At 28.2% G+C, this 16,586-nt stretch carries 13 protein-coding genes; all 13 read right to left on the bottom strand.

The features are described from left to right. Positions 1-15: 15 nt before the first annotated feature. On the bottom strand, positions 16-477 hold the full coding sequence (rimP, locus tag KQI36_RS02530) for a ribosome maturation factor RimP (RefSeq protein WP_010292743.1): 462 nt from the start codon (positions 475-477) through the stop codon (positions 16-18). A gap of 334 nt (positions 478-811) precedes the next feature. Beyond that, positions 812-5,164, bottom strand: a complete 4,353-nt coding sequence (locus KQI36_RS02535; protein WP_216449504.1) for a PolC-type DNA polymerase III — start codon at positions 5,162-5,164, stop codon at positions 812-814. Positions 5,165-5,181: 17 nt separating this feature from the next. Further along, positions 5,182-6,231, bottom strand: a complete 1,050-nt coding sequence (gene ispG / locus KQI36_RS02540) for a flavodoxin-dependent (E)-4-hydroxy-3-methylbut-2-enyl-diphosphate synthase (RefSeq protein ID WP_216449505.1) — start codon at positions 6,229-6,231, stop codon at positions 5,182-5,184. A gap of 11 nt (positions 6,232-6,242) precedes the next feature. Then, positions 6,243-7,280, bottom strand: a complete 1,038-nt coding sequence (gene rseP, locus KQI36_RS02545) for an RIP metalloprotease RseP (RefSeq protein WP_216449506.1) — start codon at positions 7,278-7,280, stop codon at positions 6,243-6,245. Positions 7,281-7,294: 14 nt separating this feature from the next. After that, positions 7,295-8,452: a 1-deoxy-D-xylulose-5-phosphate reductoisomerase gene (locus KQI36_RS02550; RefSeq protein WP_216449507.1), complete on the bottom strand. Its 1,158-nt coding sequence runs from the start codon at positions 8,450-8,452 to the stop codon at positions 7,295-7,297. A gap of 111 nt (positions 8,453-8,563) precedes the next feature. Then, on the bottom strand, positions 8,564-9,568 hold the full coding sequence (locus KQI36_RS02555; protein WP_216449508.1) for an AI-2E family transporter: 1,005 nt from the start codon (positions 9,566-9,568) through the stop codon (positions 8,564-8,566). Between the two features lie 3 nt (positions 9,569-9,571). Beyond that, the gene (locus KQI36_RS02560; protein WP_216449509.1) at positions 9,572-10,369 is read right to left on the bottom strand and encodes a phosphatidate cytidylyltransferase; all 798 of its coding nucleotides are present in this window, start codon (positions 10,367-10,369) and stop codon (positions 9,572-9,574) included. Positions 10,370-10,384: 15 nt separating this feature from the next. Continuing rightward, on the bottom strand, positions 10,385-11,143 hold the full coding sequence (locus KQI36_RS02565) for an undecaprenyl pyrophosphate synthase (protein WP_216449510.1): 759 nt from the start codon (positions 11,141-11,143) through the stop codon (positions 10,385-10,387). Positions 11,144-11,564: 421 nt separating this feature from the next. Further along, positions 11,565-12,122, bottom strand: a complete 558-nt coding sequence (gene frr / locus KQI36_RS02570; protein ID WP_010292755.1) for a ribosome recycling factor — start codon at positions 12,120-12,122, stop codon at positions 11,565-11,567. A 21-nt stretch (positions 12,123-12,143) separates the two neighbouring features. Continuing rightward, positions 12,144-12,869, bottom strand: coding sequence for a UMP kinase (pyrH, locus tag KQI36_RS02575; RefSeq protein ID WP_216449511.1), 726 nt, complete (start codon positions 12,867-12,869; stop codon positions 12,144-12,146). Between the two features lie 100 nt (positions 12,870-12,969). Beyond that, a complete protein-coding gene (gene tsf, locus KQI36_RS02580; protein WP_010292758.1) occupies positions 12,970-13,887 on the bottom strand; it encodes a translation elongation factor Ts in 918 nt (305 codons plus the stop codon). A gap of 127 nt (positions 13,888-14,014) precedes the next feature. Next, complete coding sequence (rpsB, locus tag KQI36_RS02585; protein WP_010292760.1) at positions 14,015-14,716, bottom strand: 30S ribosomal protein S2; 702 nt, start codon at positions 14,714-14,716, stop codon at positions 14,015-14,017. Positions 14,717-15,379: 663 nt separating this feature from the next. Further along, positions 15,380-16,153: a GTP-sensing pleiotropic transcriptional regulator CodY gene (gene codY / locus KQI36_RS02590; RefSeq protein WP_010292762.1), complete on the bottom strand. Its 774-nt coding sequence runs from the start codon at positions 16,151-16,153 to the stop codon at positions 15,380-15,382. Between the last annotated feature and the right edge of the window lie 433 nt (positions 16,154-16,586).

Consider the following 16,586-nt stretch of genomic DNA (forward strand, 5'->3'; position numbering starts at 1 on the left):
TTTTAGTTATCCTCCTTATAGCGATGGGTTTAAAGTAACTTGTGATACTTTTTCTCTTGGAATAACTATTTCTTCACCTGAAATTTCTATTACTAAATTTAAAGTATCAAATTTCTTTAATACACCTTCATATTTTTTCTTACCATTTAATAATTTTTTCAAGTTAACTTTAACATCGTGCCCTATGTATTTTTCAATATGTTTATCTGTAAATAATGTTCTAAATATTCCTGGTGATTGAACTTCTAAAGTATACTCATCTGCTATAGGGTCCTCTATATCTAAAACATCACTTAACTCTCTACTAACCTTTTCACATTCTGAAAGCGATATTCCTTTTTCGCTATCTATATAAACTCTAAATATATATTCGCCTGCTTCTTTTACATATTCTAGATGATACATTTCACATCCATTTTTCTCAACTATTGGCTGTGCTAATCCGTTAAGCTTTTCAACTAAAATACTGTTTTCCATACATTAACCTCCTTTTAACTCTTATGGAATTATACTGTCTAACTCCACTTTTTATTATAGAATGCATAAATATATGATATGTTCTATTGTCTAATGAATTCCTTTAAATTTACTTTTTATTATATGACAAAACGCAACCTTAAAGTGTTGCGTTTCAATAAATAGAGAGTAGGCATAACCTACTCTCCCAAAAGTACAATTATCTCAAATCACTAAACCTTAGTGTTAGTATATCATAAAAAACAATCTATTTCAAGGGAATTTAAATAGGTATACTCTTACACATATTTTGCTCTATTTTTCTAAAATTAATAACAAATAATCAAAATTTCTTTTAAAATAAACTTAATTGATTGGTTTCTGGTAAATTTTCTAATGAACCATGGTTATCTAAAGATTCTATAACAGTTTTAGAAACAGCACTTCTTTCTTTTAAATCTTGTTTAGAAAGAAATTCTCCTTGTTCTCTAGCTTCCATAATACTTTTAGCAGCATTGACACCAACACCTTGCAGTCCACTAAGTGGTATTCTTATATACTCACCTTCTATTAAAAATTTTGTTGCATGAGATACATATATATCTACTGGCAAAAATTTTATACCTCTCTTGTACATTTCATAGGACAATTCTAATATTGTCATCAAACCTTTTTCTTTTGGTCCTACCTTATTACCAAGTTCAGCTATTTCATCCATTTTTGCCTTTATAGCTTCCTCTCCTTTTATAACAACATCTCCATCAAAATCATCTGCCCTTACAGTAAAATACGTTGCATAATATGCTTTAGGATAATAAACTTTATAATACGCAATTCTAACTGCCATCATAACATATGCTGCAGCATGACCTTTAGGAAACATATATTTTATTTTTTTACAAGATCCGATATACCAATCTGGGACATTATTATCTCTCATTATTTGTTCATGTTCTTCTGAAAGGCCCTTTCCTTTTCTTACTTTTTCCATAATATTAAAAGCTATTTTAGGTGGCAACCCTTTATATATTAAATAAACCATAATATCATCCCTTGTTGATATACAGTCTTTTAATGTAGTGAAACCTTCTTTAATATAATATTGAGCGTTGTTAAGCCAAACATCTGTTCCGTGTGATAATCCAGATATTCTTACAAGATCTGAAAAAGTTTTAGGTTTAGTATCTAATAGCATTTGTCTTACAAATTTAGTACCAAACTCTGGAATTCCATAACTTCCAACTTCACATCCCAATTCTTCTACTGTTACCCCTAAAGCTTCTGGTGATGTAAATATACTCAAAACCTTAGGATCTGAAAGTGGTATTGTTTTTGGATCAAGCCCTGTTATATCCTGAAGCATTCTTAATACAGTAGGATCATCGTGACCTAGTATATCTAATTTCAACAATCTACCACTTATAGAATGATAATCAAAATGAGTTGTTATTATGTCAGAGTTAGGATCATCTGCTGGATGTTGTATAGGACAAAAATTATATATTTCATTATCACTTGGAACTACCATTATCCCCCCTGGATGTTGTCCACTTGTCCTTTTAACTCCAGTACACCCAATTGTCAATCTATCTATCTCTGCTGATGGAACATTAATCTCTTTTTCATCTAAATATTTTTTTACAAAGCCATATGCAGTTTTTTCTGCAATTGTTCCTATAGTTCCTGCTTTAAAAGTATGCCCTTCTCCGAAAAGTACTTCAGTATATTTATGTATGTCTCCTTGGTTGTCACCGGAAAAATTAAGATCTATATCTGGCTCCTTATCTCCTTCAAAACCTAAGAAAGTTTCAAAAGGAATGTCATGTCCATCTCTAATATACGGAGTTCCACATTTCTCACAATTTTTTTCTGGCAAGTCAACCCCAGAAGCTACTGAACCATCCATAAAAAACTCACTATTTTTACACTTTGGACAAACATAATGTGGTGGTAATCCATTAACTTCTGTTATATCTGTCATGGTTGCAACAAAAGAAGATCCTACTGATCCTCTAGAACCTACCAAATATCCATCTGATATTGACTTTGCAACTAATTTATGAGCTATAAGATAAAGTACTGCATACCCATTATTAATTATAGAATTTAACTCTTTGTCTAATCTTTGTTGTATTACTTCTGGTAAGTCATCTCCATAGATTCTCTTTACATTTTCCATCGTCATATTTCTAATATCTTCATCTGCACCTTCAATTTTAGGTGGAAATGTTTCATCTGGAATTGGTTTTACCACCTCAACCATATCTGCTATTTTATTTGGATTTTCTATTACTACTTCTCTAGCTTTATCTTCACCTAAATATGAGAATTCCTTTAACATTTCCGTAGTAGTTTTAAAATATAGCGGCGGTTGGTTATCTGCATCTGAGAATCCTTGTCCTGCCATAAGTATTCTTCTAAAAACTTCATCATCAGGATGTAAAAAATGCACATCACCTGTAGCCACAATTAATTTATTATATTTTTCTGCAAGTTTATAAATTTTACTATTTATTTCTCTTAGCTGATTATCATCTTTAACTGTTCCATTTGCAATCAAAAATTTATTATTACCAATTGGTTGTATCTCTAAATAATCATAAAAATTCACTAATTGTTCCATCTCTTCAAAAGATTTTCCTTGTAATACCTCTTTGTATATTTGACCTGCCTCACAAGCAGAACCAATTATAAGTCCTTCCCTAAATTGTTCCAAAAGACTTTTAGGTACTCTTGGTCTTCTATGAAAATATTCTAAATTAGACTTTGATATAACTTTATATAAATTTTTTATACCTACTTGATTTTTTGCAAGTATTATTATGTGATAAGTAACAGCCTTTTTTATATCAAAATTTCCTAAAAACTCTTTATTTAATTTATATACATCAAATATTTCCTTTTCTTTTAACATATCTAAACAATGTAATACTATTTCTGCTGTTGCTTTTGCATCATCAACAGCTCTGTGATGATTTTCTAAAGATATACCTATATGTTTACATATTGTGTTTAACTTATATCTTTTTAAATCTGGAAATAAAAATTTTGCTAAAGGAATAGTATCCATTATTGAATTTTTAAATTCTATATTAATTTTTTTACAATTAGATTTTATAAAAGATGTATCAAAAGGAGCATTATGAGCTGCAACCATAGAATCTCCAACAAACTCTAAAAACTTAGGTAATATACTTTCTATAGGATCTGCATCTTTAACCATATCATTTGTTATTCCTGTAAGCTCTGTTATTTTATATGGAATAGACTTATTAGGATTTACAAATTCATTAAATTTATCCACAATTTGATTATCTCTAACTTTAACTGCCCCAATTTCAATAATAGAATCATTTTCACTGGAAAATCCTGTAGTTTCTAAATCAAATACTACAATATCGTCATTAAGATTTCTATTTTCATCTGCTATCACTATTGGTATTCCATCATCAACTAGGTAACCTTCCATACCATATATAACTTTTATATCTTTACCTTTAGATGCATTCATAGCTTCTGGAAATGCTTGTGCCACACCATGATCAGTTATTGCAATAGCTTTATGTCCCCATTTTACAGCAGTATTTATAAGTTTTGATGCTGATACTAATCCATCCATAGAACTCATATTAGTGTGTGCGTGAAGCTCTACTCTTTTCTCTTCACTTATATCATTTCTTTCAGTTTTAGCCATTTTATACATATGTTTACCCATAAGTACTATTTCTCTTGCATAAGTATCATATATAACTTCTCCACTAACTTTACAGTGCAATCCTACCTTCAAATTTTCCTGAAGTTTTTCTAGTTCTTGATTTTTGAGAAAACATTTTACCATTATAGAACTAGTATAATCTGTAATACAAAATGTAGGTATAATTCTCCCCGTTTTTGTTTCTATTATTTCAACTTTGAATATGTCACCAATTATGGAAACAAATCCAGAAGTTTGATCTAATTCACAAATTTGTGTTGGCTCTGTTGTAACATGACGCCCAATAATTAAATTTTCATCATTAGCATCTTTAGAGTTATCAAATCGTGGTTTTCTGTAAGAATTTGCACTTCCATTATTATTTTTATTATTTTGCATTGAAGATTTTGGTTTACTATTTTCTATAGAGTTATTTTTATTTTCTACATTGGTGTTTTTCATTACTTCTTGTATTATATTTACATTTTCTTTCTCTTTTTCTTTAAAGTAATCCACCTTCACAATATTGTCATTAATTATTTTTATACTTCCATCTATACCATATACTCTTTTTAATGTGGACTTAATAGTTTGTTCCATATGTTTATTTTTTAATATATCACATATGAATTTATTAGAAATTTTTATTTTTACAGTATTGTCCTCAATTTCTTTTTTGCAATTTAATAAAGCAGTTCTCACTGTTGGATTTTTTACTGTAACATCATTTATAAGATCTGTCCAATACATTGTACATACTTCTTGTAAATTTGCAGCCTTTATGTCCACATACCATATATACTCTATATTTTTAAATACTTTTAACGCCTTATATAGTATTAATTCTACCTTATCTTTTATATCTTCATTTAGACCACTGTCACCGCTTAAGTATATTATTAGTTTTTCCGTTTTTTTAAGGTACTGAATCCTCAGTACCTTAATATCATAATCAGAAATATCCTTATGTTCATCTAAATGATCTTTTAAAAGTTCAACTAGGCTTTTATTCATATTTTATCCTCCTAGTCCTATAGTTTTTCTATCTCCTTCATTAGCTCTGGAACAAGATCTTTTTCATCTACTTTTTTTATAATTTCACCTTTTTTAAATATTATTCCACAACCTTTTCCACCAGCTATACCAATATCTGCTTCTCTTGCTTCTCCTGGTCCATTTACTACGCATCCCATAACTGCTACCTTTATGTTCTTATTAATTCCTGCAAGTAATCCTTCTACTTCATTAGCAATTTTTATAAGATCAATTTCTGTTCTTCCACAAGTAGGACAGGATACAAATTTTATTCCTTCTTTAATATATCCCAAAGATTTCAAAATTTCTTTTCCAACTTTAACTTCTTCTTCAACATCTCCAGTAATAGATACCCTTAAAGTATCACCTATACCTTGAGATAACAATGCACCTATGCCAACACTTGATTTAACAGTAGCTTTAAAAGGAGTCCCTGCCTCTGTTACACCTAAATGTAGTGGATAGTTAACCTTTTCTGACATCAATTTATAACTTTGTATCATTTCACTTACATCTGATGATTTAATCGATATAACTATATCATGAAAATCCATATCTTCTAATATCTTTACATGTCCTAATGCACTTTCCACCAAAGCTTCTGCACAAGGTCTTTTATATTTTTCAAGAATACCTTTTTCTAAAGATCCTGAATTAACGCCAATTCTTATTGGTATTTTCTTTTCTTTAGCAACTTTTACAACTTCTCTAACCCTTTCTTCGCTTCCTATATTTCCTGGGTTAATTCTAAGTTTGGACACACCATTTTCCATAGCTTTAATTGCTAGTTTATAATCAAAATGAATGTCTGCTACAAGAGGTATATTAATATGTTTTACAATCTCTTTAATAGCTTCTGCTGCTTTTATATCCGGAACTGCACATCTAACTATATCGCATCCTGCTTTTTCAAGTCTTAATATTTGTTCTACAGTTGCTTTAACATCTCTTGTATCTGTATTAGTCATAGATTGGACTGCTATTTTAGCATCTCCACCAATCTCTATATTTCCTATTTGTATCTTTCTAGTTTCTCTTCTTATCATCTTAATCACTCCTAAAATTGAATAGGATTAACAATATCCTTTACAAGCATAAATATCATAAGCCCCATAAGTGCCATATATCCATAATAATTTATTCTTGCAATAACTTCTTTATTAAACTCTCTTCGAGTTATTATTTGCAATATTAATATTAAAGTCCAACCACCATCTAATGCTGGAAATGGTATTATGTTAAATATAGCTAATTGAATACTTAAGTATGCTCCTAACAACATAAGGTTTACAACCCCTTGCCTTGCTACTGCAGTTGAAATTCTAATTATCGAAATAGGACCACCAAAATCATCACTTGATACTTTTCCTTTAAATAATCTTCCGAAGAATTGAAAAGTTTGTTTTGTAAGACTTATTGTTTGATCAACACCATATTTAAAAGCTTCACCAATTGTTGGAGTTTTCAATTCTGGATAAATACCTATTAAAAACTGATTTTCTTCTTTTGAAAATGCTGGCGTTAAGTTTATATCTTTATAATCACCATTTCTTTCAATAGTGACTTTTAGTTCCTTACCATCACTTAAAATAACTTCTGTTGCAAAATCATTCCAAGTAGTTATTTTTTTGTCATCTACAAATTTTATAGTATCTCCTTTTTCTACACCTGCAGTATATGCTGGACTATCTTTTATTGTATCACTTACAGTTGGAACATGAATTCCTTCTATATTTCCAACAAGTCCAAATAAGAATATAGCTAAAAATATATTCATTACTGGTCCTGCTAAAACTATTGAAAGTTTTTGCCATGAATTTTTATTTGCATATGCTCTTGGGTCTACACTAGTTACTTCATCATCTTCTCCATACATTTTTACATAACCACCTATAGGTAGAAGACATATTTTATATTCTGTTTCTTTTCCTTTTATGCCAAAAAGTTTAGGTCCCATACCTATTGAAAATTCATCTACACGTACATCATTTATTTTTGCAAGTATAAAATGTCCAAATTCATGCACTACAACCAAAATTCCAAAGGCTATTATAGCCATAAGTATATGTCCTATATTTTCAAATAACACTCCCATACTAATTTATCTCCCTACATACCAAATTTATTTTCAACATATTTTCTAACCTCTTTATCTGTAAGTATGACTTCTTCTAAAGTAGGATTTTTTATAAATTTTAATGTTCCCATACATTCTTTTAAAATTTCTTCTATTTGTAAATAACCAATTTTTCCATTTAGAAATAATTCTACTGCAACTTCATTAGCTCCATTCATTATTGCAGGCATGTTACCGCCTTTTTTTCCTGCTTCATAAGCAAGTTTTAAACACCCAAAAGTATCCATATCTGGTTTTTCAAAAGTTAATTGTCCTAATGTATAAAAATTTAATTTTTCAGTAACAGATGGCTTCCTTGCTGGATAGTTCATTGCATATTGTATTGGTAATTTCATGTCTGTACTTCCAAGCTGAGCTATAATACTTCCATCTATATATTCTACCATTGAATGAACTATACTTTGTGGATGAACTACCACCTCTATATCTTCATAATCAACACCAAATAAATAATGAGCTTCTATAACCTCTAATCCTTTATTCACCAACGTAGATGAATCTATAGATATTTTTTTCCCCATATTCCATTTAGGATGTTTTAATGCCTGTTCTGCTTTTATCGTAGTAAGTTCTTCTCTACTTTTCCCTCTAAAAGGCCCTCCTGATGCTGTTAATAATATCTTGTTTATTTTTTGAGTTTCATTCCCTTGTAAACATTGAAATATAGCTCCATGTTCTGAGTCTACTGGTAATATTTTAACATTATTTTCTTTAGCTTCTCTTATTACAATTTCACCTGCTACTACAAGGGTTTCTTTATTTGCAAGCGCAATATCTTTTTTAGCTCTTATAGCTTTTATAGTAGGTATAAGCCCTATCATACCAACAACTGATGTAACTACCATTTCTATCTCTTCTAATGTTGATATTTTTATTAACCCCTCTAATCCTTCATAAACTAATATGTCTAATTCATGTTCTTCACAATATGCTTTTACTTTAATATAACTATCTTTATCCATCATGGCTACATATTTAGGTTTAAATTCATCTATTATATCTATAACCTTTTTATAACTGGTATTTGCAGATATACCTATTACATTAAACTCTTCATTTTCTTGCCTAACAACGTCTAACGTCTGAGTTCCTATAGAGCCCGTAACCCCTAATATACTTATGTTTTTCAAAAAAATCGCTCCTTCTTCTAGCTATACTATATAATTTAAATTTATAGCCCTTTGTTATAACTTACCTTTTTAAAATTATACTATTATGCCATAATTTCTTCAAATATAAATCTATTTTGCATTATAAATTTTATCAAAATCATATGACTTTTCAAAGACAAACTCATTACAAGTTATTACATATAATACTCCTGTAATCATTCCAATTATACCAAAATTTTTAGTACCAATATATATTGCAAGAATTAGTGGTATTGGAGGAATATTTAGTTTACAACTCATAAATTTTCCTTGAATTATTTGTGTAGTTAAAAATAATATAACATATAATGTTAATAACCCTATAACTATAAAATGATTTTTCATATAAAAATAATATAATGTTAATGGAACAAACACTATAAAAGTTCCTATATAAGGAATTATATCTAATATTGCACAAATAATACCTAAAGATATACAATTTTTTATAGATAGTATTTTAAACCCTATTATTACAATAATCATATTTATAAAAGCTGAATAAATTATTATCTTTATCAATTTACTCATTTCATAAAACTTCTTCCTAACTCTCATATAATTTTCTTTGCCTATTAATTCAATTATAAATAGTGCTACTGATTTTATATCAGCTAAAACAAAATATGCTATTATATTTCCAACAAAATAAGTTAACAATCCATCCGTTGTGTGAATAGCACCTTTTTTTAATACTCCACTTTTCAAAAATTTCTCCATAGCATTTAAAATTCTATTTTTAGCATCCATATCATTTAAACTTTGAAAAGGTGTTATTTTTTTATAAATTTCACTAATATATAATAACAATCCATTTAACTCATCATTTACAAAAGAAACACCTTTATCAAATAAAAATGTACCTATAAACAATAAAATAAGAAAGAAAAGGCAGTTTATAAAAACTATGCTAATAATAGCACTTGCCTTTTCTCCAAAAGTATCCCTTTTCCTTAACATTTTGTATAACGGTAGCGATACTAAGATTAAAGCAGTTGTCACCATAATAGGTCTTATATAATTTGTTATTATTATAGTTCCAATTATGAATAGTATAAGTAAAACAATAGAATAAAATAATTTTTTATATTTCAAACTCTACATCCCCATAAAAATTGTTATATAATAATATACTACAACTGATACAAAAAGTATGCTATCAAATCTATCTAATATTCCACCATGTCCAGGTATAAGATTACTATAATCTTTAATTTTCGCATGTCTTTTTATAGATGACGCTACAAAATCGCCTAACTGACCTACTATTCCTCCTAAAATTCCTATTATCGCATAATTATAAAGTGATATATTCACTCCAAATTTTTTTATTACATAACCATATATAACACAACCTAAAACACTACCAAATAGTCCACCGATTGCACCTTCAACCGTTTTTTTAGGACTAACCTTAGGTATCAATTTATGTTTACCTAAAAATCTTCCTGTGTAATATGCTAAAGTATCACATCCCCAAGAAGATATAAATACTAACCATATTAAATATTGTCCATATTCTAACATGTTTATAAGTGGCAATAAACTAAAAAATATCGTTACATATAAAATTCCAAACATTGTAGTTGCTACATCTATAAAATTATATTCTGTATTAAACACAGGTACAAACATAGTTATAAAAGTACCTATTACTAACATATATGAAACCATTTCAAAATTAAATTTTTCACCTAATGTAACAAAATATACTACAGTTATTATATATCCTATAATGGAAATAGGTTTTAACTCGGACTTTCTACAAGCATTATAAAATTCATAAAGCCCACATAGTGCTAAAACTAAAACAAAATATTTAAGTATAACTCCTCCTATTAAGAAAAATACTAGTGCTGGAGCTATCATAGCTGCACCAATGTACCTTTTATTCATAAAAATCTCCTTCCATTACTTTACAGCACCAAATCTTCTATCCCTATTTTGATAATCATAAATAGCTCTTTCTAAATCTTTTTCACTAAAATCTGGCCACTTTATGTTAGAATACCAAAACTCTGAATATGCACTTTGCCATAATAGATAATTACTCAATCTTTGCTCTCCGCTAGGTCTTATTATCAAATCTGGATCTGGCATACCTGCTGTGTATAAATTATTATTTACTAATTCTTCATTTATATCATCTATTGATATTTTTCCATTTAGTAACTGCTTACATATTTCTTTTGTTGCTACTATAATTTCATCTCTTCCACCATAATTTAATGCAATATTTAATACAATACCTGTATTGTTTTTTGTTTCCTCTTTTAACATATTTATTGCTTCTAAACTAGTATTAGGTAACTTGTCTAAATCTCCTATTGTTTTTACTATTACATTATTTTTCTTTAAATCTTCACATTCTTTATGCGCAAATTCAATTATTAATTTCATCAGTGCACCAACCTCTTCTTTAGGTCTTTTCCAGTTTTCTGTGGAAAAGGCATATAAGGTTAAATATTTTACACCTAAATCAGATGCTCTATTCAAAATTCTTTTTATAGTTTTCATACCTTCTCTATGTCCAAGCATTCTAGCCAATCCTCTATCCTTAGCCCATCTTCCATTTCCATCCATGATAATTGCTATATGTTTTGGTATATTATTACTATCTAAAATTATTTCTTCTTCTTTTTTTTCACTACCCTTAAAAAAATTCAACATGTTTATCTCTCCATTCTAAATCTAAAAGTGATTTTTCTTTATTTTTATCTGTTGTTATTTTTATATAGTTCTAAGCTGACTATTTAAATTATTCATTTTAAAATCTAGATATACCAAAATTGATACAATAGTCAAGATTATAGATATATAATTTCAAAAGTCATTTGATATAAAAATATGTTTTAGTCATTAAATAAATTTTAACTCAACCTTATATATCATATATAAGTTAAAGTTGAACTACACTTAATAATAATTTTATCAAATTTAAATAAAAAATAAAGTTTTATTTATATTTAAGTTTATAAAATAGATTTAAAAATTAATTTTATATTATGCATTTTCATTAATATAAATACAAATTTAATTTTAAACCAATAAAAACCTGCATAAATGCAGGTTTTTATCTATTAATATAAAATTAAATTGACATAACTTCTTTTTCTTTTGCTGCAACAATTGTATCTATTTCTTTTACGTATTTGTCAGTTTCCTTCTGAATGCTATCTTCTGACTTTTTAGCTTCATCTTCAGTAATTTCTCCATCTTTTTTAAGAGCTTTTATCTTATCATTAGCATCTCTTCTTATAGATCTCACTGCAACTTTCGCATCTTCTCCAACTTTTTTTATATTCTTAACAAGATTTTTTCTTGTCTCTTCTGTTAGTTCAGGAATCATTAATCTTATAACTGCACCATCACTAGTAGGATTTAATCCTAAATCAGATTTTAAAATAGCTTTTTCAATATCTTTTAAAGAACTTTTATCCCATGGTTGTATTAAAAGTACTCTTGCTTCCGGAGCAGATATATTAGCTACTTGGTTTAATGGAACCATGCTACCATAGCATTCCACTTCTATTCTGTCTAACATTTTTGGATTTGCTCTTCCAGCTTTCATTGTTGATAATTCACCTTTTAAAACTGTAAGAGTCTTTGTCATTTTTTCATCAGCATTTTTTATAATTTCTTTAATCATACAATAAACTACCTCCAAAAATTATTTATTACAAGATACTTTAGATACTAGAGTACCAATTTTTTCACCTTTTACAGCTTTAATTATATTTTCTGGTTTATCTAATCCAAATACTAATATTGGAATATCATTATCCATACATAATGATGTTGCTGTAGTATCCATAACCTGAAGGCCCTTTTCTATGACATCAAAGTAACTTAAGTTATCAAATTTAACAGCACCATTATGTTTATATGGATCTTTATCATAAACCCCATCTACTTTTTTTGCTAATAATATTACATCTGCTTCTATTTCTGCAGCTCTTAAAGCTGCTGTAGTATCTGTTGAAAAATATGGATTTCCAGTACCTGCTGCAAATATCACTACTCTTCCTTTTTCTAAGTGTCTCATGGCTCTTCTTCTTATATAAGGTTCAGCAATTTCTCTCATCTCAATAGCTGTTTGTACTCTTGTGTGTACTCCAGCACTCTCTAATGAGTCTTGAAGTGCTAATGCATTTATACATGTTGCTAACATACCCATATAATCCGCAGTTGTTCTATCCATATCTTCGCCTTGTCGTCCGCGCCAGATATTTCCTCCACCAACAACAGCTCCAACTTCAACACCCATCTCTACTAATTCTTTAATTTGTAAAGCTATTTTACTAGCTATATCAAAATCTATACCATACCCCTTATCAGCAGCTAAAGCCTCACCTGAAAGTTTAAGCATTACTCTTTTATATTTTGCAGCTTCCATATATATTGTACCTCCAAATTATTATAATTCCATCAAAAATTTGTAAATTTATATGTTTATTTTAAAAAAAGAGAACACATAGGTTCTCTTTTATTTTTTATTATTTACCTTGCATTTTTGCAACTTCTTCTGCAAAGTTATCTTCTTTTTTCTCGATTCCCTCTCCTCTTTCGAATCTAGCGAATCTATTAATTTTTATGTCAGCACCTATTTTCTTAGACTCTTCTTGAAGATATTTAGTTATTGTATAGTCAGGATTTTTAACCCAAACTTGATCAACTAAACAAACTTCTTTTAAGTATTTTTTAACTCTTCCTTCAACCATTTTTTCTACTATTTTTTCTGGTTTACCTTCATTTAAAGCTTGAACTCTATAGATTTCTTTTTCTTTTTCTATAGTTTCATGATCAACAGCTGTTTCATCTAAGAATAATGGATTTGCAGCAGCAATTTGCATAGCAACATCTTTTCCAACTTGAGCTAAAGTTTCATCTTGCTTATCACAAGCAAGTTCAACCATAACAGCTATTCTTCCACCACCGTGTATATAGCTTTGAAGCATTCCATTTTCTATGCTAAATCTTTTAAATCTTCTTACAGACATATTTTCTCCGATTTTAGCTATTAATGCTGTTAATGTATCTTTTATAGTAGAAGTTTCATCTTCTATGTAATTTTCTTCTATTAATTCTTCTACAGTAGTAACATTTGAATAAGTTACTTGCTTAGCTATATTTTTAGCTAATTTAACAAATTCTTCATTAGCTGCAACGAAGTCTGTTTCACAGTTTACTTCTACTACAGCACCTTTTTTATTATCTTCTGAAATATAAGTAACAACTAGTCCTTCAGCTGCTATTCTTCCTGCTTTTTTAGCAGCTGCAGCTAACCCTTTTTCTCTTAATATTTCTATCGCTTTATCCATATCTCCATTAGTTTCACTTAAAGCTCTTTTGCAGTCCATCATTCCTGCACCAGTTCTTTCTCTAAGCTCTTTAACCATGCTTGCAGTTATCATTTATAATTCCTCCTACTCTTAACTAATTTAAAAGGTAAATGAAATTTATTTTCACTTACCTTTTAAATTTATTTACTCTACTAACATTTTTTATTCTAAAATGTCAATTATTCAAGGTAAAATAAAATTATTCAGCTAATTGTTCACCTTGTCTTGCTTCGATTATAGCATCGCTTAATCTCTCAGTTATTAGTTTTACCGCTCTTATAGCATCATCATTTCCTGGTATTACGTAATCAACTTCATCTGGATCACAGTTTGTGTCAACTATAGCAACAACAGGTATTCCTAATATTTTTGCTTCTGATATAGCATTTTTTTCTTTTCTTGGATCTACAACAAATAATGCTCCTATATTATTAGCATCCATGTTTCTGATTCCGCCTAAGTTTTTCTCTAGTTTTTCTCTTTCATTTTTTAATAGAGTAACTTCTTTCTTAGGTAAAACATCAAATGTTCCATCTTCTTCCATGTTGTCTAATTCTTCTAATCTTCCGATTCTAGTTTTGATAGTTGTGAAGTTTGTTAACATTCCACCTAACCATCTATTGTTTACGAAGTGCATTCCTGATCTTATTGCTTCGTCTTTAATAGCTTCTTGAGCTTGTTTTTTAGTTCCAACGAAAAGTACATCTTTTCCTTCTTCTGATACTGATTTTAAGAAATCATAAGCTTCATCGATTTTCTTAACTGTTTTTTGTAAATCGATTATATATATTCCATTTCTTTCTGTGAATATATATGGAGCCATTTTAGGGTTCCATCTTCTTGTTTGGTGTCCAAAATGTACACCAGCTTCTAATAATTGTTTCATTGATATTACTGCCATTTTAAATTCCCTCCTGGTTTTTCCTCCATTGCCCTCATTTTTTCTAAAAAACCTTCAAAATAAGGCACCTTTCTAGAAAATACAGCAATGTGCGTATTCTTACCTGTGTTAGTATATCATAATACTAATCACTATTCAATATAAAATTTCACTTCATTTGAAGTATTTTTAATTATAAATTAACATTAGTATTATATCCATAAAATACTTTAATAAACGTATTTTTATTTTTAACTTCTATTAAATGTAAGGTTATAGTGCAGATTATAAAGTTATTTATTTGTCAATACAGAAAACTTCAATTAACATTTTATCTATAATTAATGGTTTCCTTTTGTTAAAAGTTTTAGTAACTATTACTCACTATCTCCCTAATAATACTAACAGTATTTTTATTTTTAAAAACTGACTTTCAGTTTCATCCATTGTTTTCAATTAACTATAATTGTACTTAATCTTATCACCTGCTAACAAAAGTTTATTTAATAACTTCAAATTTTTTATAAAGAATTTAATATTCATTTTTGATGATTAAAGACACATACTTCATTGTTTTAGATATCCAAGTTTTAAAATAAATAATTTTAAAACTTAATTTGAAACTTTATAGCATTGATTTTAATAAAATACAATATTTAAACAAAAAAAATAGAGCATAATGCTCTATTTTAATTTATCTAACTCTTCTATTAATTTCTCATTAAGTATTTTTATATGAGTACCTTTCATACCTAAAGATCTTGATTCAATAACTCCAGCACTCTCAAATTTTCTTAATGCATTTACTATAACTGATCTAGTTATTCCAACTTTATCAGCTATTTTAGAAGCTACTAAAAGACCTTCATAGCCGTCTAACTCATTAAATATATGTTCTACAGCTTCTAACTCTGAATAAGAAAGTGTTCCTATTGCTAATTGAACTATAGCTTTCTTTCTTGCTTCTTCTTCTATTTCTTCATTTTTAGCTCTTAATATTTCCATTCCTACTATAGTTGCACTATATTCAGCAATAACTAAATCTTCTTCAAAGAATTCTTTATTAAATCTAGCTAATAATAAAGTTCCTAATCTTTCTCTATTTCCATTTATAGGTACTATAGTAGAAAGTTTTCCTTCAATTTCACAATCTTTTTCTCCTTCAAATACGCAAATTCCTTTGCTTGAAAGATTAGCTCTTGTTTCATCTACCCCTAAAAGTCTTTCATTATAATCTTCTGGGAATCTCATATTATTAACAACGTGATCTTTAACAGTCTCACATTCAAATCCTCCAGCAAAATTATATCCTAAAACTTTTCCTTTTCTGCTTATAACATATACGTTACAATCTAATACTTCGCTTAATAAATTACATATTTCATCAAAAACTACTGGTTCTGTTCCTGATTTTTGTAAAATTTTATTTAGTCTTCTTGTTTTATCTAATAGCGACACTTCTACTTCTCCTCCTTTATAAACACTAGTTTATATTCTTTCTTGTTTCTACTCCCACAAATCAATCTACTACAAATAAGCTGTCACTCAAAACATTTCTTGCAATTTTTAGCTAATTAAAAATTTTTTGAATTGTTTATGATACTAATTATCATATCATATCAATTTTAAAATTTCAATGTTTTTTTACCTATTTCGACAAATATATTATTTTTTTGTAAAACAACATATTTATAGAAATATTAAATTAAAATTAAGTATATAATAAATTTTAAAGCAATTAATTTATTTTTTTTTATGTATTTATTATTATTTTACTATATTTTTAATAAAATATACTTGAAATTTTTTCATATTTTTAGAATTACGTTTTATATAAAGTGTATAGCATATAGATTTTGCTATAACTTTTTCAAGTAAAAAATTATAGCAA

The organism is Clostridium senegalense, assembly GCF_018916625.1.
GTDB lineage: Bacteria > Bacillota > Clostridia > Clostridiales > Clostridiaceae > Clostridium_J > Clostridium_J senegalense.